General features: G+C 71.9%; 18 protein-coding genes. 17 read left to right on the top strand and 1 reads right to left on the bottom strand.

Annotation, left to right across the window (positions count from 1 at the left end; translation table 11 throughout):
• Positions 1-87: 87 nt before the first annotated feature.
• From AB0B94_RS05980 to AB0B94_RS05965, 4 genes are all read left to right on the top strand, one after another.
• Entirely contained in the window at positions 88-1,629 is a 1,542-nt protein-coding gene (locus AB0B94_RS05980) for an NAD(P)/FAD-dependent oxidoreductase (RefSeq protein WP_357268859.1), read from the top strand.
• Between the two features lie 115 nt (positions 1,630-1,744).
• Positions 1,745-2,944, top strand: coding sequence for a low temperature requirement protein A (locus tag AB0B94_RS05975; protein ID WP_357268856.1), 1,200 nt, complete (start codon positions 1,745-1,747; stop codon positions 2,942-2,944).
• A gap of 158 nt (positions 2,945-3,102) precedes the next feature.
• The gene (locus AB0B94_RS05970; protein ID WP_357268854.1) at positions 3,103-3,999 is read left to right on the top strand and encodes an acetyltransferase; all 897 of its coding nucleotides are present in this window, start codon (positions 3,103-3,105) and stop codon (positions 3,997-3,999) included.
• 75 nt (positions 4,000-4,074) lie between these two features.
• Positions 4,075-5,049 (top strand): alpha/beta fold hydrolase, encoded by a 975-nt coding sequence (locus tag AB0B94_RS05965; RefSeq protein ID WP_357268851.1) that lies wholly within the window; start codon positions 4,075-4,077, stop codon positions 5,047-5,049.
• Between the two features lie 176 nt (positions 5,050-5,225).
• On the opposite strand, the gene AB0B94_RS05960 is transcribed toward AB0B94_RS05965, so the two are convergent.
• Positions 5,226-6,314 (bottom strand): aldo/keto reductase, encoded by a 1,089-nt coding sequence (locus AB0B94_RS05960; protein ID WP_357268848.1) that lies wholly within the window; start codon positions 6,312-6,314, stop codon positions 5,226-5,228.
• A gap of 133 nt (positions 6,315-6,447) precedes the next feature.
• On the opposite strand from AB0B94_RS05960, the gene AB0B94_RS05955 reads away from it, so the two are divergent.
• From AB0B94_RS05955 to AB0B94_RS05895, 13 genes are all read left to right on the top strand, one after another.
• A complete protein-coding gene (locus tag AB0B94_RS05955) occupies positions 6,448-7,053 on the top strand; it encodes a TetR/AcrR family transcriptional regulator (RefSeq protein WP_238667639.1) in 606 nt (201 codons plus the stop codon).
• A gap of 59 nt (positions 7,054-7,112) precedes the next feature.
• Positions 7,113-7,292 (top strand): hypothetical protein, encoded by a 180-nt coding sequence (locus tag AB0B94_RS05950; protein WP_357268844.1) that lies wholly within the window; start codon positions 7,113-7,115, stop codon positions 7,290-7,292.
• Positions 7,293-7,503: 211 nt separating this feature from the next.
• Entirely contained in the window at positions 7,504-9,147 is a 1,644-nt protein-coding gene (locus AB0B94_RS05945; protein ID WP_357268841.1) for an ABC-F family ATP-binding cassette domain-containing protein, read from the top strand.
• A gap of 209 nt (positions 9,148-9,356) precedes the next feature.
• Positions 9,357-10,451: a LacI family DNA-binding transcriptional regulator gene (locus AB0B94_RS05940; protein ID WP_357268838.1), complete on the top strand. Its 1,095-nt coding sequence runs from the start codon at positions 9,357-9,359 to the stop codon at positions 10,449-10,451.
• Positions 10,448-11,383 (top strand): sugar ABC transporter permease, encoded by a 936-nt coding sequence (locus tag AB0B94_RS05935; RefSeq protein WP_357268835.1) that lies wholly within the window; start codon positions 10,448-10,450, stop codon positions 11,381-11,383. The genes AB0B94_RS05940 and AB0B94_RS05935 overlap by 4 nt, the downstream gene beginning before the upstream one ends.
• A 1-nt stretch (position 11,384) precedes the next feature.
• Positions 11,385-12,224 (top strand): carbohydrate ABC transporter permease, encoded by an 840-nt coding sequence (locus tag AB0B94_RS05930; protein WP_238667634.1) that lies wholly within the window; start codon positions 11,385-11,387, stop codon positions 12,222-12,224.
• A 45-nt stretch (positions 12,225-12,269) separates the two neighbouring features.
• Entirely contained in the window at positions 12,270-13,562 is a 1,293-nt protein-coding gene (locus AB0B94_RS05925; RefSeq protein WP_357268833.1) for a sugar ABC transporter substrate-binding protein, read from the top strand.
• 4 nt (positions 13,563-13,566) lie between these two features.
• Positions 13,567-14,736 carry an ADP-ribosylglycohydrolase family protein gene (locus AB0B94_RS05920; protein ID WP_357268830.1) on the top strand — a complete coding sequence of 390 codons (1,170 nt, stop codon included), beginning with the start codon at positions 13,567-13,569 and terminating at the stop codon, positions 14,734-14,736.
• Entirely contained in the window at positions 14,733-16,094 is a 1,362-nt protein-coding gene (locus AB0B94_RS05915) for an ADP-ribosylglycohydrolase family protein (RefSeq protein ID WP_357268827.1), read from the top strand. The genes AB0B94_RS05920 and AB0B94_RS05915 overlap by 4 nt, the downstream gene beginning before the upstream one ends.
• On the top strand, positions 16,091-17,029 hold the full coding sequence (locus AB0B94_RS05910) for a ribokinase (RefSeq protein ID WP_357268824.1): 939 nt from the start codon (positions 16,091-16,093) through the stop codon (positions 17,027-17,029). The genes AB0B94_RS05915 and AB0B94_RS05910 overlap by 4 nt, the downstream gene beginning before the upstream one ends.
• On the top strand, positions 17,026-18,984 hold the full coding sequence (locus tag AB0B94_RS05905) for an SUMF1/EgtB/PvdO family nonheme iron enzyme (protein WP_357268821.1): 1,959 nt from the start codon (positions 17,026-17,028) through the stop codon (positions 18,982-18,984). Before AB0B94_RS05910 ends, AB0B94_RS05905 begins: the two co-directional genes overlap by 4 nt.
• Positions 18,981-20,168 carry a CoA transferase gene (locus AB0B94_RS05900; protein ID WP_357268818.1) on the top strand — a complete coding sequence of 396 codons (1,188 nt, stop codon included), beginning with the start codon at positions 18,981-18,983 and terminating at the stop codon, positions 20,166-20,168. Before AB0B94_RS05905 ends, AB0B94_RS05900 begins: the two co-directional genes overlap by 4 nt.
• Positions 20,168-20,989, top strand: a complete 822-nt coding sequence (locus AB0B94_RS05895; protein ID WP_357268815.1) for a CoA ester lyase — start codon at positions 20,168-20,170, stop codon at positions 20,987-20,989. The genes AB0B94_RS05900 and AB0B94_RS05895 overlap by 1 nt, the downstream gene beginning before the upstream one ends.
• The last annotated feature ends 94 nt before the right edge of the window (positions 20,990-21,083 follow it).

Below are 21,083 nucleotides of genomic sequence, written 5' to 3'. Positions count from 1 at the left end.
ATAGCGACCTTCCCGATCCGCTCGCTAGCGTGCGACCACCGCGGGCGGTCAGCGCCGGCACGGTTCGTACGTCCTTCGGAGGAGATCATGAGGATTGCCGTCGTCGGTGCCGGATTCGCCGGTGTGAGCGCAGCGAAGGTGCTGCGGCAGAGCGGGTTCGACGTCACAGTGTTCGAACGCGCGCCAGACGTCGGTGGGGTGTGGAGTCGTACCCGCCGATACCCCGGCCTGCACACCCAGAACGACAAGGGCACCTACCACCTCTCCGACCTGCCGATGCCCGCCGACTACCCGCAGTGGCCGTCGGGAGAGCAGGTCCAGCGGTACCTGGAGAGCTACGTGGAGAAGTTCGACCTGGCCGGCGCGCTGCGCCTGTCCACGGAGGTCGCCTCGGCCGAGCTCGTCAACGACGAGACCGGGTGGCTGGTCACCTCGCGGCCGGCGGGCGCGCAGGCCCCGCTGACAGTGGAACGGTACGACCACCTGATCGTGGCCAACGGCATCTTCTCCGACCCGTTCGTCCCGTCCTTCGACGGGCACGCGAGCTTCACCGAAGCCGGTGGGCGCGTACTGGCGACGGGGGAGTTCCACGACCTCGAGGCGGCCCGAGGTAAGAACGTCCTCGTGGTCGGGTACGGCAAGTCGTCCTGCGACGTGGCGGTCCCGGTGAGCGAGGTGGCCGCCCAGACCCACGTGGTGGCGCGCGAGCTGCTCTGGAAGATGCCCCGCAAGCTCGGCGGTGCGCTCAACTACAAGTACCTGCTGCTCACCCGGATGGGTGAGGCGCTCTTCCGCTACCTGCACCTGAGGGGCTTCGAGCGGTTCCTGCACGGCCCGGGGAACGGTCTGCGCCGACGCATGGTCGACAGCGTCGGCGCTGTCGCGACCCGGCAGTTCAAGCTGCGCGAGCTGGGTCTCGTGCCCAGGGGCAACTTCGAGGACATCGCCCGCAGCACTGTCAGCCTCGGCACCGAGGGCTTCTTCGAGCGGGTCACCGACGGCCGCATCGCCGTGCACCGGGAACAGGTGATCACCGAGTTGCTTGTCGACGGTGGCCGACCCGCCGCCCGCCTGGCCGACGGCACTGTGCTCCCCGCCGACCTGGTGATCTGTGGCACCGGCTTCCGCCAGCACGTGCCGTTCCTCGACGACGCGTTGCACGCCCGGCTCCAGGACGACGCCGGTAACTTCATGCTCTACCGGCAGATCCTGCCGATCGGCGTGCCGCGGCTGACATTCGCCGGCTACAACTCGTCGTTCTTCAGCCCGCTCAGCGCGGAGATGGCGGCGGTCTGGACGGCCGCGTACCTGCGGGGTGGGATCACGCTGCCGACCGAGGTCCGGATGCGCGACGAGGTGCGCGCCCGGCTGTTCTGGATGGCGACGCGCACCAACGGGCGGCACGCGCGCGGCACGAACATCATCCCGTTCTCGATGCACAACGTCGACGAGGTGCTCGACGAGTTGGGGCTCAACGTCGGCCCGCTGACCCGGGCCCGGCAGTGGCTGTTCCCCGTCGACCCGGGCTCGTACCGCAGAGTGACCGCACAGATGATCAGGCGTACCGCCGACCCGGTATCCGCCATCAGCGACGAGAGTCCGATAAAGATGGATAAAATGCGTAGATAGCGGATCAGGCGGACCGGCAGGCGAGGGAGGGTCGGGGACGATGGCAGGCCATCAGGGTCACCAGCATGGGGTGCCCGTGCCGGCGGCCCTGGCCGGCTGAGCTGTCTCGACGTCCGTGCTGAGGCGCGCCGAGTTCTTCCGTGGCCTCGGGGACAGCAGGAGCCCGAGCTCGGCGACCGTCCTGGAACTGCTGTTCGACATCGTCTACGTCTTCGCACTGGCCCGCCTCGCCGGGCGGGTCGCTGACGACCTGACCATTGTCCGGCACACCCTGCTGTCCGAGGCGGGCCAGACCGTCCTGTTCTTCACGGCGTTGTGGATGATCTGGTCGCTCAACGCCCTGCTGTCCAGCACCTACGACCCTCGCCGTCCCGAAATCCAGGCATTCCTGCTGGTGACGATGTTCGGCACCCTGGTGTTGGCTGTCACGTTGCCGCAGGCGTTCGGGCAACGTGGCGTGATCTTCGCCTGCACCTACGTGGTCATTCAGGTCGGCCGACCGCTCTTCCTGGCGTTCGCCCTGCGGGGCCACGCGGTGCACACGTTCTCGCTCCGGGTGCTGACCTGGCACGTGGCCTCCGGCGTGCTCTGGATCAGCGGTGGCATCAGCGGGGGTCTCGGTCGAGGCGTCTTCTGGACCATCGCGCTCGCCATCGAGATGATCGGCGCCGCCACCACCTACCCGCTGCCCCGGATGGGCGGGCCGCAGCTCACCTCCCTGGGAGTCAGCGTCTCGCAGGCGCATCTCGCCGAGCGGTACAACCAGTTCTTCATGATCGCTCTCGCCGAGGTGGTGCTCGAAGCCGGCGCGGCGGTCAGCTTCCCGGGCTTCTCGACCGAGGGAACCATTACCCTCGTCGCCTCGTTCGTCGCGGTCGTCTCGTTTTGGAGGATCTACTTCTACCACGTCAGATCCGGTCGCGCCGCCACCCCGAGCGGGGAGGGCATCCAACTGTCGCGGTACGCGAGCTACAGCCTGCTGCTCATCGTCGGCGGCATCATCTGCACAGCGGTCGGCTTCGGACAGATCATCGAGGATCCGCACCCGCCGATCGACTGGGCCCTGGTGGCCATCGTCTTCGGCGGCCCGGTGCTGTTCCTGATCGGGCGTAGCTTCCTGGAGAAGGACAGCCGGGACGCGCCGCGCTGCCGGGCGCTGTACTACGGCATGGTGGCGCTGGCCGTGGCGGCCCCGCCGATGGTGCTGCTCCCGCCGGTCGCCGTCGCGGCCGTCGCGGCGGTGATCCTGGCCGGCATCACCGCGTACGACCAGCGTGCACACAAGCGTGGGTCGGAGACCAACCCGACGCTGTGACGATCCGTTGCGCGCCGGCGACCCGTCCGCGTATGGTCGTCGGGCACGCCGTCGAGCGGGAAGGAGGTCAGAACAATGTCCGATGTTCTGCGCCCCCTCCGCGCTCCGGCGTCCGCGCGGATCTGATCCGGGGCGCGCGCTTCCCGGAGGTCCAACCCATGACTGATCTGGTCATCCGTCCGCTCGTCGCGGGCGAGGAAAACCTGTTCGACTCCATGCCTGATCCGCTGCCCCAACTGCGCCAGGTCGGGTACGCCGACGGGATCGCCAGTGGCGGCTACCGTCCCGAGAACACCTGGGTCGCCCTCCGTGCCGGCCGGGTGGTCGGTCGGGCAGCCTGGGTCCTCCCGCCGGGTGCCATCGGTGCCCCGTGGTTGGAACGGTTCGACCTGGACGCCGAGCCGGAGGTGGGCGCCGAGCTGCTGCGCGCCGCCCACGAGGCGCTCGGTGGTCCCGGTCTGTACTACGCCGCGCTGCCGGCGCACTGGCGGCGTCGGCCGGAGGTGCTGGCCGTGGTGCGGGCGCCCATGGAGGCCGCCCGGCTCGCCGGGCTTGTCGAGCGGCGGGAGCGGCTGCGCTGCTCCTGGACGGGCACCCCCCTGCCGGCGTCCTCCGGGCGGTACGACTTCCGCGCACCAGTCGACGTGGCGGAGATCAACGCCCTGGTCGCCAGGATCGCCGAGCCGGACGTGCTGACCGGCGTCGAGAACGCACGAGCGGTTGGCGGCGTCGACCTGGCCACCGACCCGCTCGCCTGGCTGGGCGACGCCACCGAGGCGTGGCGCGTCGCGGTGGACGCGGGTAAGCCGGTGGGCCTGGCCGGGACGGCCGGCGACGCCTGCTTTCCGCTGATCGCCTATCTCGGCCTGCTCGACGAGGCGGCCCGGCCCGAACTGCTCGCCGAGGCGGTCCGGGTGCTGGCCGCCGGCGGTGCCCGCGAGGTCATCGCCGACGTGGAATCGCACCGGGTGACGGTGTTGGCGGAGTTGGAGCGGACCGGCTTTCGGCAGTTGCGGTCCCGGGTCGTCTTCGCGCCGCCGAACAGCCAGGAATAGCTGACCGGGTGCGCCCGGTCACCCGGGCGCACCCCCTCAGCCAGCGCCGAGCGCCGCCCCTGTCAGCATCTGACCATGCCGGAGATCATCGCGCTCCTCGTCGGCGGGTTGGCGCTCGTCGGGGCGGCGGTCACCGGGCTCTATCTCTGGCCGGTGGGCCGCCGCGGGCTACCTGTCGCGCCGCCCCGACCGCTTGACTTCGACACCGCCACCCGTGCCGCCGCGGCCGTCATCGCCGCCGAGACGGCCGATCCGGAGGTGCGGCCTGAGTCGCGCAGCCGGCTGCTGAGCCACGGCTTTCGTACCGGCCGGGCCGTACTGCTGTTGCACGGGTACACCCTCGCGCCCGAGCAGTACGCGGGGTTGGCCGAGGAGTTCTTCGACAGTGGATACAACGTCTGGATCCCCCGGGCGCCCCAGCACGGGACCGTCGACCGGCGGGCCCACCACCGGGTCGAGGCCGGTGAGCTGACGACGTACGCCGCGCAGGGGTGGGCCGTCGCGGCGGCCCTCGGAGACGAGGTCGGCGTCGTGGGAATCTCCGGGGGCGCCGTGCTGGCCGCCTGGCTGGCCCAGGTGCCGGGCAATGTCGTACGGCACCTGCTGTTGCTGTCGCCGTTCTTCGGTCCGAACCCGCGACAGGCGCCGGCCTACGCGGTGAAGCCGCTCATCGTGCTGTACGGGCGTCGCGTTCTCCGGGACCGCGTCACGTCGCGCGGATACTCGCTCGCCGCCGTCACCCAGTACCTGACGATCGCCCGTACCCTGCCGAATCCGCCCCGGCGGACCGGACTGCGGACCGCGGCGGTCGCGATCAGCCCGCTCGACGGCGTGGTGGACCTCAGGGCAGCGGTCGACGTGCCACGCCGGATCGCCGACGCGAACGCGATACCGCTGCGGGTGTGCACCCTGCCCGAGACGTTGGGCGTCGAACACAACACCCTCAACCTCGCCGCCCTCGGCGCGGACGGCGACGAGTGGCGCAGGCGGTACGTCGCGCTCTACGAGGGTGAGCCAGCGCCGACGACCGACGCGCCGACCCACAGATAGCACCCGCCCCCCGCCCCGCCCCGCGCCCCCGCTCCGTCGATCTTGCGCTTGTGGTTGTCGACATGGGTGGGATGCCCCTTATGTCGGGACAGCAAGTGCAAGATCGCGGCGCGGAGGGCGGGGCAGGGGTGGGGTGGGGTGGGGGCGGGGTGGGGGCGATCTTGCTTGGCGAGGTTCTACTTGCCGTTGAACACCGGAGGGGCGTAGCCGGCCGGCTTGTCGCCGATGCCGAGGCCGGGGCTCACCACCCAGGACTGGTACTGCGGCGTGAACATGGAGTAGAGCAGCGGGACCGTCGGGGCGCTCGCCTCGTCGAGCCGGCGGCGGGTGTCGGCCGGGATCTCGAAGTCGAGCGCACCGAGGTTGCCGGCGAGCTGTTCGGGGCTGCTCGCTCCGATCACCACCGAACCGACGGCGGGCTGGGTGGCCACCCAGTTGATCGCCACCTGCGCCATGCTGCGCCCCACCTCGGCGGCTGCGCTCTCCAGCGCCTCGATCACCTGCCAGTCGCCGGGGCTGATCTCCCGACCCGCGGCGTCGGGGTTCGTCAACCGGCCGGTCCCGCTCATGCCCTCGCCGGTCTGCCGGTACTTGCCGCTGAGCAGACCCCCGCCGATCGGGCTCCACGCGGTGAGCCCCATGCCCAGGCTCTGGGCCATCGTCACGTGCTCCGCCTCGATGTCCCTCGCGACCAGGGAGTACGGCAGCTGCACGTTGATCATTGGGGCCAGGCCGTGCGCCTCGGCGTAGCTCTGCGCGCGGGCCGCGTACCAGGCCGGTACGTCGGAGAGCCCGGCGTACCGGATCTTGCCGGAGCGCACCAGGTCGTCGAAGGTGTGCACGACCTCCTCGACCGGGGTGATCCGGTCCCAGGTGTGCAGCAGGTACAGGTCGATGTAGTCGGTGCCGAGCCGGCGCAGCGACGCCTCCACGGCCCGCATGATGTGCTTGCGACCGTTGCCGCTGGCGTTCGGGTCGGACGGGTCGACGGTGTTGGTGAACTTGCTGGTGAGTACGAGCCGTTCGCGTACGCCGGCCCGGTCGATCAGGCGGCCGAGGATCTTCTCGCTCTCTCCGGCGGTGTAGAAGTCCGCCGTGTCGATGAAGTTCCCGCCCGCCTCCAGATACTGGCGGAAGATCGGCTCTGACTCCTCCTCGGTCTTGCCGTACGCGGCGTGGAACCCGTCGACGCCGAAGTTCATGGTGCCCAGCGCCAGCCGGCTCACCCGCAGACCGGACCGCCCGAGCAGGTAGTAGTGGTTCACGGTAATGCCCTCTCGATCGTGGTGTCGGCCCGCTGCGGACCGCGCGTTCCAGACCTTTGCTCGGCAAAAATGGACCTGCAAGTCCAAAACCCGGCGTAGGGTTGGACTCCCCAGATCCAGAACAGGAGTTCTCATGACACGGGCGTTGACCCGCAAGGGCGAGGCAACCCGGGCGCGGATCGTCGCCGGTGCGGCCGCCGAGATCCGTGAGCGCGGCGTCGACGAGGTCCGCCTCGAGGACGTGATGGCCCACACCGGCACCAGCAAGGGCCAGCTCTTCCACTACTTCCCGGATGGGAAGGAGGGATTGCTGCTCGCGGTGGCCCAGCACGAGGCCGACCAGGTCCTGCTCGACCAGGAGCCGATGCTCAGCAACCTGACATCCTGGCCGGCTTGGTTGGCGTGGCGCGAGCGGCTGATCGAGCGCTACCGCGCGCAGGGGGTGAAATGTCCGCTCAACGGTCTTCTCGGCCAGACCGGGCGGCGGGCGCCGGGTGCGCAGGCAATCGTGACCGGGCTCATGTGGCGCTGGCAGAACGCGATCGTCGACGGCATCCGGCACATGCAGTCGACCGGGGACATCGCCTCGGAGGTGGACGCCGACCGCTCCGCCGCGGCGCTGCTCGCCGGCATCCAGGGCGGCGTGCTCCTGCTGCTCTCCACCGGGAAGACCGACCACCTCGAAGCCGTCCTCGACCTCACCATCGACTCGCTGCGGGCCGGTGCCCGAACGGCCTGACCGTGTCAGGATCTGCTCGTCTGGCCGTACCGGTCACAGTCGGAGAGAGGCGGTCGGTCATGTCGGCAGGGACGGCGGCGGCACTGGTGGGCGGCGGAGTCGTGATCTTCGCCGGCCTGCTGCTGCTGATCATCGGCGTGCTGGGGCGTCGCGCTCGGGCCGGGCGACTGGCAGGCCGATACACGTCCCGCCGGGGCAACTCGTCGGACAACAGCTCGTCGAGCATGGGCGGGAGCTGAACCGAAGCCAGCGACGCCGAGTTATTCTTGCGCCCGAGTTGTCGGAGATCGGAGCAGGCGTGGCAGGTGACGACGACATCTCCGGGTGAGCACCCGGACCGGCCGCCGACGGGCGCGTGATCGCGCCTTTGTCGCCGCGGCCTCCGTCGTTATGTCCTGCTCCGCCGGGGTGCCGGTGTGCGCCCCGGGTCCTCCTTCTCCGAGGTCCCCCATGTCTGTTCGACCTGCTCTCATCGCCCATGACCTCGTGCGGGTCCGCGGCGACCACCGGGTGCTCGACGGCCTCTCCCTGACCGCCGCACCCGGCCACCGGATCGGCCTGATCGGTGGAAACGGCACCGGCAAGACGACGCTGCTTCGGGTCCTGGCCGGCGTCGACGTACCCGACTCCGGCACCGTGACCCGCCCGCCGGACGTCGGCTTCCTGCACCAGGAGCTGCCCTTCCATCCATCCAGCACCATCGCCGCGGTCCTCGACGACGCGCTGTGCGAGGCCCGTGCCGACCTCGCCGAACTGGACCGGATCGGCGTCGCGCTCACCGACTCGCCGGAGGGCACCGAGCAGCACCACGGGCTGCTGGCTGCCTACGGCGAGGTTCTGGAACGGGCACAGGACCGCGACGCCTGGGACGCCGACCGGCGTGCCCGGACGGTCCTCGACGGCCTCGGCCTCGGCGGTCTGCCCCACGACCGGACGTTGGGCGCGCTCTCCGGCGGGCAACGCGGCCGGCTCGCCCTCGCGGCGGTGCTGATCCGCCGGCCGAGCGCGTTGCTGCTCGACGAGCCCACCAACCACCTCGACGACGCGGCGGCGGCGTTCTGCGAGGACCAGCTCCGCGCCATGCCGGGGGTGGTCGTGGTGGCCAGTCACGACCGGGCGTTCCTGGACGCGGTCTGCACCGATCTCATCGACCTGGACCCGGCGGTCGACGGGCCGGTCCGTTTCGGCGGCGGCTACACCGCGTACCTGACGGCGAAGCGCGCCGAGGCGCAACGGTGGCGTCGGCGCTACGACGACGAGCAGGCGCTCCTCGCCGACCTGCGCGAGGCCGCCGCCGTGACCGGGCACCAGGTCGCCCACGGCCGAGGCCCGCGTGACAGCGAGAAGATGGGGTACGGGCACACCGCCGGCCGCGTACAGAACCAGATCTCCCGTCGCGTCCGCGACGCCGTCCGTCGACTGGAGACGATCGAGCGCGACCCCGTTCCGGTGCCGTCGGATCCGTTGCGCTTCCACGCGTCGGCGCTCGCCGTCGGGGACAGTGACGGGGTCATCGTCACTGTGGACCGGCTGGAGGTTCCCGGCCGACTGCGGGTGGCGCACCTGGAGATCAGGTCCCGCGACCGGCTGTTGGTGACCGGCCCCAACGGCACAGGCAAGTCGACCCTGCTCGCCGTGCTCGCCGGCCACCTGACCGGTGCCGGAGCGCTCTGGCGGCGACCGGAGCTGCGGGTCGGCCTGCTCACCCAGGACACCGTCTTCGCTGATGCGCGGCGCACGGCCCGGCAGGTCTTCGCCGCGGCCGTCGGCGTGGAGCGGGCTGCTGTCGTACCGCTGTCGTCTCTCGGGCTGCTCGCCCCGGCGGACCTCGACCGCCCGGTGGCCGACCTGTCGGTGGGACAGCGCCGACGGCTCGCCCTGGCGGTGCTCGTCGCCGATCCGCCGGAACTGCTCCTGCTCGACGAGCCCACCAACCACCTGTCGCCGACGCTGAGCGACGAACTGGAGGACGCCCTGGGCACCGGCCCGGGCGCCATCGTGGTGGCCAGCCACGACCGCAGACTCCGCTCCCGCTGGCCATCCCGACACCTCCCCCTCACCCCACCCCACCCCACCCCACCCCCCCTGCCCTGACGGTTGATCATGAAGTTATTGCCCTCCGCGGCGGCGTGTCGTGGCAATAACTTCATGATCAACGGGGTGCGCGTGGGGTGCGCGTGGGGTGCGCGTGGGGTGCGCGTGGGGTGGTTGGAAACGTTTTCGTAACGGGGGGTTGACCTCTCTGGCGCTTGCGGAGCAGACTCCCCGGAAACGTTTACAGCTATCGGGTGGAGGTGCCGGACGTGGGTCGTAAACGTTTACAGGAACCGGCGGACGGTCGGCCCACGGTGCACACCGTCGCCGCCCGCGCCGGCGTCTCCATCGCGTCCGCCTCGCGGGTGCTCAACGGCGTCGGCGGCAGCCCCGAGACGATCCGCAAGGTTCGCGAGGCGGCGGCCGAGGTCGGCTACGTGCCCAACGCGATCGCCCGGTCGTTGCAGTCCCAGCGCACCGGCCTCGTCGCGCTCGCCGTGGAGGACATCGGCAACCCGGTCTACGTGGAGATGATGCGGGCCATCGAGGCAGTTGTCGCGTCCTCCGGGCGGCAACTGCTGGTGCACGCCACCGGCGGGCGGATCGACAACGAGACCGCCCTGCTGCGTCGGCTGGCCAACCGCTACGTGGACGGCATGATCGTCTCGCCGATCCGGGTCACCGACGACCACCTCACCGCGCTGGTGGACAGTCCGGTGCCGGTGGTGGTCGTCGGCCAGCTCGGCGCGGACGCCCTGATCGACAACGTGCGTACCGACTCACGGCACGGTGTGGCGCTGGCCGTGGACCATCTCGTCGCCACCGGCCGACGGCGGATCGGCTTCGTCAACGGCCCGCTCGACACCGTCCCGGGCGCCGCCCGCGACGCCGGATTCCGGGCCGCCCTGGCCGGACACGGCATCCCGCTCGACGCCGCGCTGATCGAGGTCGGCGACTTCCAGTACGCCGCCGGCCGCGCCGCCACCGAGCGGCTGCTCGCCCGCGCCGACCCGGACGCCCTGGTCTGCGCCAATGACCTCATCGCGGTTGGCGCGCTGCACGCCCTGCTGGCCGCCGGTCGTCGGGTGCCGCAGGACGTGGCACTGGTCGGCATGGACGACACCGAACTGGCCCGGATGATGTTTCCCCAGCTCTCCAGCGTCTCGCTCGGCTCGACCGAGCGTGGTCGCCGAGCCGCCGAACTGCTCCTGCAACGCATTGCCGACGCCACACTGCCGCCGCGACGCGAGCAGGTGCCGCCGAACCTCGTCGTCCGCGCGTCCAGCGCGGCGACGGTGCCGGCCCCTCGACCCGCCGCCGGCCCACCGACCACCCACCCGTCCAGCGAAGGGGTGACCGCATGACCACCCTGGCCGAGCGGCCGGATGTCGAGCGGGCCGAGCCGGCCCGCCGGCGCAATCGGTTCCGCTCCGACCGCACCACCATCTACCTTCTGCTACTGCCGTCGCTGCTGCCGATCGTGGTGCTGTCGGTGTTCCCGCTGCTGCGCGGCATCTACCTCGGCTTCACCGACGCCCGCGCCGGGCGCAACGTCGAGGTCAGCTTCACCGGCCTGGCCAACTACCGGGAACTCCTCGGCGACGAGCTGTTCTGGAACTCGTTCAAGATCGGCCTGCTCTGGGCGGTCGGGGTGACGGTGTTGCAGTTCCTGCTCGCCCTCGGGCTGGCGCTGCTGCTCAACCAGCAACTGCGGTTCCGAGGTGTGGCGCGGGTGCTGGCCGTCGTGCCGTGGGCGATGCCGCCCGTCGTGGTCGGCATCCTGTGGAAGCTCGTCTACCACCCCGACGCCGGCCTGATCAACGAGTTCTTCCACCGCATCGGCGCTGACGGACTGCGGACGAACTGGCTGGGCGACTTCAGCACCGCCCTGCCCGCGGTGATCATCGTCGGGGTCTGGGCGGGCATGCCGCAGACCACGGTCGTCCTGCTCGCCGGCCTGCAGGGCGTGGGTCGCGAGCTGCACGAGGCGGCGGCGGTGGACGGGGCGAGCACCTGGCACCGGTTCCGGCACGTCACGTTGCCCGCGCTGGCGCCGGTGATCGTGGCGATCACCTCGCTGGACTTCATCTGGAACTTCAACTCGTTCGGCCTGGTCTACGTGCTGACCGCCGGTGGACCGGGCGGCAAGACGATGCTGCCGATGCTCTTCGCGTACGAGGAGGCGTTCCGCTACGGCAACTACGGCTACGCGGCGGCGCTCGGCAACGTCATGGTCGTGATCATCATCGCGCTGCTCGCTGTCTATCTCCGTCGCCGGCTCAGGGAGGCGAACTGACATGTTCGGAAAACCGAGCCGCACGAGCCGGACGCTTCAGTACCTGGCGCTCGCCGGCTACCTGATCTTCCTCGGGTTCCCGCTGGTCTGGCTGCTCTCCACGGCGTTCAAACCGCCGCGCGAGCTGGTACGCCTGCACCCGACGTTGATCCCGGACAACCCGACACTGCAGAACTTCGTGCAGGCGTTCACCGAACAGGAGCTGGGTCGGGCGGCGCTCAACAGCCTCCAGGTCTCCCTCGCCTCGGCGGTGCTGACAGTGCTGGTCGCCATGCCGGCGTCGTACGCCCTCGCCCGGTTCCGCTCCAAGCTCGGCACCGCCGCGCTGGGCTGGGTGCTGTTGTCCCAGCTCTTCCCGTTCGTGCTGCTGATCATCCCGATCTTTCTGGTGCTGCGGCAGGTCGGCCTGGCCAACACGCACGCCGGGCTGGTGCTGATCTACGTGGTCTGGGCGCTGCCGTTCGCGCTGTGGATGTTGCAGGGCTTCGTCCGCAACATCCCGAGGGAGCTGGAGGAGGCCGCCTCGGTCGACGGCGCCACCCGGGTGCAGGTCCTGCGGCGGGTGGTCTTTCCGTTGCTCGCCCCGGGTCTGGTCGCGACCGCGCTGTTCTCCTTCATCTCGGCCTGGAACGAGTTCTTCTTCGCACTGGTGCTGATCAAGACCCCGGAGTTGGCCACCCTGCCGGTGGCGCTGGCCCGGTTCGTCGGCATCGAGGGCACCGCCCGGCTGGGACCCCTGGCCGCCGGCTCACTGCTGGCCACGCTGCCCAGCCTGATCTTCTTCGCGTTCATGCAGCGCCGGCTCTCGTCCGGGTCGCTCGCGGGCGCGGTCAAGGGCTGACCCGTCCCCCCAACCACCACCACCACCACCAAGGAGGTAACCCCCATGTTCCGTACCCGATTCCGTCGACTCGCGGCGGGCGCCGCGGTCGCGGTCATCGGCCTCGGCGCGCTCACGGCGTGCGGTGCCGGCGGCGACGACGAGGCCACCTCCGGCCCGGCCAAGCTGCGCTTCCTCAGCCTCGCCTGGCAGAAGGAGTCGTTGCAGGTCAACAAGGATCTGGTCGCCAAGTGGAACGCCGAGCACCCGGACATCCAGGTCGAGTACGTCCAGGGTGACTGGAACTCGGTGCACGACCAGCTGCTCACCTCGTTCGAGGGCGGCGACGCGCCGGACATCGTGCACTACGAGGCGTCCTCGATTGGCGAGTTCAGCAAGCAGGGCTACCTGGCCGACCTCTCCGACCTGGTCTCCGGCGACCTGTTGGGCCAGATCGACAAGGGCATCTGGGACACCACCACCGTCGACGGCAAGGTCACCGGTGTGCCGTTCCTGCTGGAGTCGCAGGTCGTCATCGCCAACAAGAAGTTGCTCGACGCCGCCGGTGTCGCGGTGCCGCCGGCCGACGGCGGCTGGACCTGGGACGAGTTCCAGGCCAACGCGCAGAAGCTCACCAAGCCCGGCCAGTACGGCGCGGCCTGGGCGCTGAAGTCGCCGACCAACCGGGTGCTGAACCTGGCGCTCAACTACGACGGCAAATTCTTCTACGGCGACGGTGGCCGCACCGAGGTCAAGGTCGGCGACGCGGAGAAGGAGATCCCGAAGCGGATCCACGACATGCTCTACACCGCCAAGTCCGCCTCCCCGGAGGCGCTCGGCATGAGCGGCGCGGACACCCTGCCCGGCTTCTTCGGCGGCAAGTACGCGATGCTGCCCGGCTCGGTGTCGCTGCGTCAGCAGATGGTCGAGCAGGCGCCGGCCGGCTTCGAGTGGGTCACACTGCCCCCGATCAAGGGGCTCTCCAGCAAGCAGGCCGCCAACCCGCAGACGCTGTCCATCTCCGAGGACAGCAAGCACAAGAAGCAGGCCGCGCAGTTCCTGGAGTACTTCCTGAACCCGACCAACATGGCGGCCCTGGCCAAGGGCGACTGGTTGGTGCCGACCGGCAAGCAGGCCAACGAGGAACTGGTCAAGCTCACCGCCGGCAAGCAGGGCTGGGACGTCGCCGCGGACAGCGCCACGGACCTGACCGTCGCCCCGTTCCAGCAGGCCGACGGCTACCCGGAGTGGAAGACCAAGTACGCCACGCCGGCCCTCCAGCAGTACTTCGCCAACAAGATCACCCTCGATCAGCTCGGCACGCAGCTGGTCGACGGTGGCAAGCAGGTTCTGAGGTAACGACATGTCACTCTTGCTCGACACATCGGTCGGTTGCCTGGTCGGCGCAGCGGTCGGAGACGCCTTGGGTGGCGCCACCGAGACGGCGCTGCCCGAGCAGATCCGCACCCGCTTCGGCGGCTGGGTCGAGGGCATCGTGCCCCCGTACCACGCCGACTGGGCCACCGCACGGCCCCTCGCGCCGTACCACAAGGGCGACGGGCACATCACCGACGACACGTTGATGACCCACGCCCTGGTCCGCGCGTACGCGGCCAAACGCGACCACCTCGACGCGTACGACGTGGTGGAGCTGCTGGTTCCCGACCTGATCGAGCGGGTGGTGTACATCCCCGACCTGGAGCGCGACGGGGTGACCTTCCACCGGCTCGCGGCCGCCGAGCGGTGGCTGGTCACCCGACTGCACCACGCCCACGCGGATCCGCGCGAGGCCGGGGTCGGCAACATCGTCAACTGTGGCGCGGCCATGTACATGGCCCCGGTCGGCATCGTCAACGCCGGCGACCCGGCCGGGGCGTACGCCGAGGCGGTGGAGATCGCCGGCGCGCACCAGCACAGCTACGGTCGGGAGGCCGCCGCCGTGTTCGCGGCAGCGGTCGCGGCGGCCGCGACGCCCGGCGCGGCTGTCGAGGACGTCGTCGTGGCGGCGCTGGACCTGGCCCGCGACGGCACCCGCGCGGCCATCGACGCGGTGGTCAAGGAGGCCCGCGGCCACCACGACTGGAAGCAGGCCATCCCGGCGCTGCGGGCCGCTGTCGCCCCCTACGACACGGTGGGGGAGGAGTACCGCAGCCCCGGCCTCGGCGCGCGGCGGCCCAGCCGGCTGCACGCCATCGAGGAGCTGCCGGTGGCTCTCGGCATGCTCGTGGTGGCCGGCGGCGACTTCCGGGCCGCGGTGCTCGGCTCGGTCAACTACGGCCGGGACGCCGACTCCACAGCCACCATGGCCGCCGCCATCGCCGGGGCGCTCGGTGGCGCCGACGCGGTGCCGGCGGAGTGGTCCGACGTTGTCGCCACCGCCTCCAGGACCGACCTTGTGGAGCCGGCCCGGGTCCTCGCGACGGTGGCCGGCGAGGTGTTCGAGCGCGACCAGGCCCGGTTCGCCCGCCGGGCGGAGCGGTTCGCCGGGCTGGCCGCCGGTGCCACCCGGGGGGTTGGGGGCGAGACCCGGTGAGGATCACCTGGGTTCAGCCGGAGGACCTGCTGCCACACGAGCTGGCGGCCAGCCGGGACGAGGGACGCGACGTGGCCGCGATCGCCCAGCGGTGGACGGCGGCCGGCGGGGACCTGACCCCACCGGTCAGCGGGGCGTCGGTGACCCCGGCGTCGCCGGGGCTGCGGGCCCTCGCCACGGAGCTGCTGGACGCCGCCGACGCGTTGCCCGCCGTCGACAGCGTCGACGAGGCCGACGACCTGGCCACGCTGCGCGCCGGATGGCCGACCAGTTGGTCGCTGCCGACCGAGGTGTCGTACGACCGGCTGCACGGCGGGTGGCTCGGCCGGGCGGTCGGCTGCCTGCTCGGCAAGCCGGTGGAGAAGATTCCCCGCGAGGGCATCCGGGAGATCCTCACCGCTACCGACCGGTGGCCACTGCGCGACTGGTTCACCGCGAAGGGACTCCCGGCCGACGTGGCCGCCCGCTGGCCGTGGAACCGGCGCAGCGCGCCGAGCAGCCTCGCCGAGAACATCGACGGGATGCCCGAGGACGACGACCTGAACTACGCGTTGCTGGCCCTGCGCGTGCTGGAGACGCACGGTCGGGGCTTCACCAGCGCCGACGTGGCGCAGGCGTGGCTGGACTGGCTGCCCGGCGGGCGGGTCTTCACCGCCGAGCGGGTGGCCTACCGCAACCTGCTGCTCGGGTACCCGCCACCGCGAAGCGCCCGCCGGCACAACCCGTTCCGGGAGTGGATCGGCGCGCAGATCCGCACCGACGTGTACGGCTGGGTCAACCCCGGCCGACCGGACCGTGCCGCCGAGTTGGCGGTGCGGGACGCGACGGTCAGCCATGTCCGGGGTGGGGTGCACGGCGCGCTCTGGGCGGCGGCGCTGGCCGCCGCCGCCCCGGTGGCCGACACGGTGGACGAGGTGCTGGACGCCGCCGAGGCGGTGCTGCCGCCGGGAAGCCGGTTCGCCGCCACGGTCCGGCAGGCGCGTGAGCTCGGCGCGGGGACCGACGACTGGGAACGCGTTGTCGACGAGCTGTACGCACGACACGGCCACCTGCACTGGGTGCACGTCCGCAACAACGCCGCGCTGGTGGCCGCCGCCCTGGCGTACGGGCGGGGGAACCTGGAACGGTCGATCACCGCCGTGGTCAGCGGCGGCTGGGACACCGACTCCACCGGCGCGACTGTCGGCGCGGTGACCGGGGCGCTCACCGGCGCGTCCGGGCTGCCGCGGCGTTGGGTGGCCCCGCTGCGCAATCGGCTGGCCAGCAGTATCGCCGGCTTCGACGGGATCGGCTTCGACGAGCTGGCCGAGCGGACCCTCGCTCTGGCGCAGCCGGCGACGGAAGGGAGCGTGGCATGAGCGCGCGGGTGGCGGTGGTGGGCAGCAGCAACCTGGACCTGGTGGTCACGGCGTCGCGGCTGCCCCACCCCGGTGAGACGGTGCTCGGCGAGAACTTCCGGACCGTGCCCGGCGGCAAGGGCGCCAACCAGGCCGTCGCCGCCGCGCGGGCCGGAGCGGCCTGCGACTTCGTGGGCGCGGTCGGCGACGACGAGTTCGGTACCCGGATGCGGGCGAGCCTCGTCGACGCCGGGGTGGACGTCAGTGGTCTGCGGACCGCCGCGGGCCCCTCCGGCGTCGCGTTGATCGCCGTCGACCGGGACGCGGAGAACTTCATCCTGGTAGCGCCCGGCGCCAACGGCACGCTGACCGAGCTGGACGCGGACGACCGGGCGACGATCGCGGCGGCCGACGTGCTGCTGCTGCAACTGGAGGTGCCGCTGACCGCCGTGCTCCAGGCCGCGCACTGGGCCCGGGCAGACGGCACCACAGTGGTGCTGAACGCCGCACCCGCCGCCGCGCTGCCCACCGCACTGCTCGACCTGGTCGACGTGCTGGTGGTCAACGAGCATGAGGCGGCGGTCGTCGCCGAGGTCACCTCCGACGACCCACCGGTGCTGCTCGACGCCCTGCTGAAGCTGGTGCCCCGGGTGGTGCTCACCCTCGGCGCGCGCGGTGCCGCGTACGCCGATCGACGCGGCCTGCGTCTCGCGGTCCCGGCGCCGCAGATCGACGCGGTGGACACCACCGCCGCCGGTGACGCGTTCACCGGCGCGCTCGCCGTGGGCTGGGCCGAACGCGGCGGCGCCAGCAGCGAGGACACCGTCACAGCCAGCCTGCGCTGGGCCTGCGCCGCCGGCGCGGCCTGCGCCCAGCGGCCCGGGGCGTCCACCGCCCTGCCCGCCCGGCCGGCCATCGACGCCCTCTACGACGCGACCTACCGAGGTGCACAGTGAGCTTCAACCCGTACGTCCCACGCCCGATCGACAGGCCGACCGAGGTGCCGTTGGGCGGGCACGCCGACCTGAGCACCCTGGACGAGGCGAAGATCTTCGCCGCCCCGGCCGACAGGGCCGACTGGCCGGCCTGGCGGGAGCAGATCGCCCGGTGGCGGGTCGACGCCCGGGACCGGATCGGTTACGTCGGCGAGCACTACGACGAGATCACCGGTGACTGCTTCAGCGTCTGCCTGGCCTGGCTCTGGGACGAGACGCTCTACGACCACGAACGCGGCGTCTTCACCGTCGACGAGTTCCTCGACGCGGCCGGGCGGGACTTCGGCGGCTTCGACGGGGTGGTGCTCTGGCACGCGTACCCGGTGATCGGCCTCGACGACCGCAACCAGTTCGACTGGTACCGGGACGTGCCGGAGCTGCCCGATGTGGTGCGCGCGTTCCAGCAGCGTGGGGTGCGGGTCTTCGTCGACTACAACCCGTGGGACACCGGCACCCGGCGCGAGCCGGGCAGCGACGCCGAGGAGGTCGCCACGCTGGCCGGCAAGCTCGGCGTCGACGGGGTCTTCCTGGACACCCTCAAGGAGGGCGCCGGTGAGTTGCGCGCCGCGCTGGACGCGGTGCGCCCCGGCATGGTCCTGGAGGGCGAGAGCCGGGTGCCGCTGGCCCGCATCGCCGACCACGCGATGTCCTGGGCGCAGTGGTTCGCCGACTCCGAGGTGCCCGGCGTGCTGCGGGCGAAGTGGTTCGAGCGACGGCACGTGCTGCACCACACCCGGCGCTGGCACCGCGACCACCTCGACGAGCTGCACTCCGCCTGGCTCAACGGCGTCGGCGTGCTGGTCTGGGAGAACGTCTTCGGCGTCTGGGTCGGCTGGAACGAGCGGGACCGCGCGGTGCTGCGGGCGATGCGCCGGGTGCAGGCCAGCCACGCGGCGTGGTTGCGCGCCGAGGACTGGGTGCCGCTCGCCGACCATCCCGGCGACGGCCAGGTGTACGCGTCCCGCTGGACGCACGACGACGAGCCGCTGTGGACCGTGGTGAACCGGGGCGCGGACCACGACGGCCCGTGGCTGGTCACCGACCCGGACGTCGACCGGCACTTCGTCGACCTGGTCACCGGTGCCAAGTTGACAGTCACCGAGACCGCCGACGGTCGACTGGCGGTGGGCGGCCCGCTCCCGGCCGGCGCGATCGCGGCCGTGGCGCGCGGAGTCGCCTCCGCTCACCGGCACGAGCCGCCGACCGGCGACAAGTCCTTCCCGGCCCGGGCCGCGGTGCGCGTCCGTACGCCGTGGGCGCCCCGACCGCAGGTGCCGCCGGGCCTGGTCGCCGTCGAGAGCGGCCGGTACGACCTGGTCGTCCGGCACCGGGTACGGGAGACCGGGCTGTACGGCGAGGCGCCCTACGTCGACGAGTGGAAGCCCCTGCCGCCCCGGCTGCACCACCCCGGCACGTTGCGGCGCAGTGTGCGCCTCGGCCGGTTCGCCATCGCCGTGCAGGAGGTCACCCACGGCGAGTACGCCGAGTTCCTGCGCGCCACCGGCTACGGGCCGGTGCGTCCGGAGCGGTTCACCGCCGGCTCCGGTCCGGCCGACGCCCCGGTGACCGGGGTCGAGCTGGCCGACGCGCGGGCGTACGCGGCGTGGGCCGGGCTGCGCCTGCCCACCGAGGACGAGTGGCAGGTCGCCGCCGAGGCGGGGCTGCTCGTGCGGCGGGAACCACTGGTGTGGAACCTGACCGAGAGCGAGCACTCCGACGGTCGTACCCGCTTCGCCATTCTGAAGGGCGGCGCGCAGTACCGGGCGGAGGGCTCCGACTGGTATGTCGACGGCGGCCCGCAACCGGCGGACGTGTCGGTGAAGCTGCTGCTCACCGGCGCTGGTCTGGCCCGTTCCGGACAGGTCGGCTTCCGCTGTGCGGCCGACCTGTCGGAGGCGGCGGAGGCGACCCGGTGACCGCGCCACTGGACGGCGTCACTGTCGTTGACCTGGCCACCCTTTTCGCCGGTCCGCTGGCTGCGGCGTTCCTCGGTGACTTCGGCGCCGACGTGATCAAGGTGGAGCATCCGGCCAAGCCGGACCCGTCGCGGGGGCACGGCCCGGCCCGCGACGGCGTCGGGCTCTGGTGGAAGGTGCTCGGCCGCAACAAGCGCACAGTCACCCTCAACCTGTCCGACCCGGACGGCGCGGCGTTGCTGCGCCGGCTGCTCGCCGACGCCGACGTGCTGGTGGAGAACTTCCGCCCCGGAACCCTGGAGCGGTGGGGGCTCGGCCCGGCCGAGCTGCACGCCGTCAACCCCCGGCTGGTGATCACCCGGATCAGTGGGTTCGGGCAGGTCGGCCCGTACGCCCGCCGGCCCGGCTTCGGCACCCTCGCCGAGGCGATGAGCGGGTTCGCGGCGGCCACCGGGGAACCGGACGGGCCACCCACACTGCCCCCGTTCGGGCTGGCCGACTCGGTGAGCGCGCTCGCCGCCGCGTACGCGGTGATGCTCGCCCTGCGGGCCCGCGACGTCACCGGCACCGGGCAGGTCGTCGACCTCGCCATCATCGAGCCGATCATGGCGATGCTCGGACCGCAGATCACCTGGTACGACCAACTCGGCTACGTCCAGCCCCGGCTGGGCAACCGGTCCAACAACAACGCCCCGCGCAACACCTACCGCTGTGCCGACGGGCGCTGGGTGGCGGTCTCCACCAGCGCGCAGAGCATCGCCGAGCGGGTGCTGCGGCTGGTCGGCCGCGGTGAGCTGGTCGACGAGCCGTGGTTCGCCACCGGCAGCGGCCGGGCCGCCCACGCCGACGAGTTGGACGCGGCGGTGAGCGCCTGGGTGGCGCAACGGGACCGCGACGAGGTGGTGGCCGCGTTCGAGCAGGCACAGGCCGCCGTCGCGCCCGTCTACGACGTGCGCGACATCCTCACCGACCCGCAGTACGCCGCGCTGGGCACCGTGCGCACAGTGCCCGACGAGGAGTTGGGCGAGGTACGGATGCAGAACGTGCCGTTCCGCCTCGCCGAGACACCCGGCGAGATCCGGCACGCCGGCAGACGACACGGCCAGGACACCGACGCGGTCTTCGGCGCGCTCGGCCTGAGCGGCGAGGAGCTGGCCGCGCTGCGCGAGCGGGGAGTGCTCTGATGCTGTTGAGCTGGCTCTACGTGCCCGGCGACCGCCCCGACCGGTTCGCCAAGGCGGTCGCCTCCGGTGCCGACGCGGTCATCCTCGACCTGGAGGACGCAGTGGTCGCCGGACGCAAGGCGTACGCCCGGGACGCGGTCGCCGAGTTCCTCGCCGAGACGCACCCGATGCCCGTGCAGGTCCGGGTCAACGAGCTGACCGGCCCGGACCTCGACGCCGACCTGGCGGCGGTTGCCGGCCGACCCGGGTTGGCCGGGCTCCGGCTGCCGAAGGTCGAGTCGGCCGCCACGCTGGCTGCCCTCGCCGAGCGGGTTGACGTACCAGTGCACCCGCTGATCGAGTCGGCGGTCGGGCTGGAGGCCGCGTACCCGATCGCCGCCGCCCACCCGGCGGTGGCCTCGATCGGGCTCGGTGAGGCCGACCTGCGCTCCGATCTGGGGGTGAGCGACGACGACGGGTTGCTCTGGGCGCGCGGCCGGGTGGTGGTCGCGGCCCGCGCGGCCGGTCTGGCCCCGCCGGCAATGTCGGTGTACGCCGACGTCGTCGACCTCGCCGGCCTGGCCGCCTCCTGTGCGGCGGGCCGACGGCTCGGCTTCCTCGGCCGTGCGGCGATCCACCCGCGCCAGCTCCCGGTGATCGTCGACGCGTTCCGGCCGGCCGATCGGGAGGTGGCCCGCGCCGCCGAGCTGCTGGCCGCCGTGGCGGACGCCCACCAGCGGGATTCGGGGACCGTGGTGCTGCCCGACGGCCGGTTCGCCGACCGGGCGATGGTGGCCGCCGCCCGGCGCGTCGTGGACCTCGCCGCCCGCTACGCCGCCTGAGCCTCGCCGGCCGCTCTTCCAGCTCGCCGGTGAGCGGGATGGCCGGGCGGGGCAGCAGTGCCCGGCGGACCGAATCCCGCCACTCACCGTTGCT

Source organism: Micromonospora sp. NPDC048986 (assembly GCF_040649335.1).
In the GTDB taxonomy this organism is placed as follows: Bacteria; Actinomycetota; Actinomycetes; order Mycobacteriales; family Micromonosporaceae; genus Micromonospora; species Micromonospora alfalfae.
This window is presented reverse-complemented; position numbering and strand designations above follow the sequence as displayed.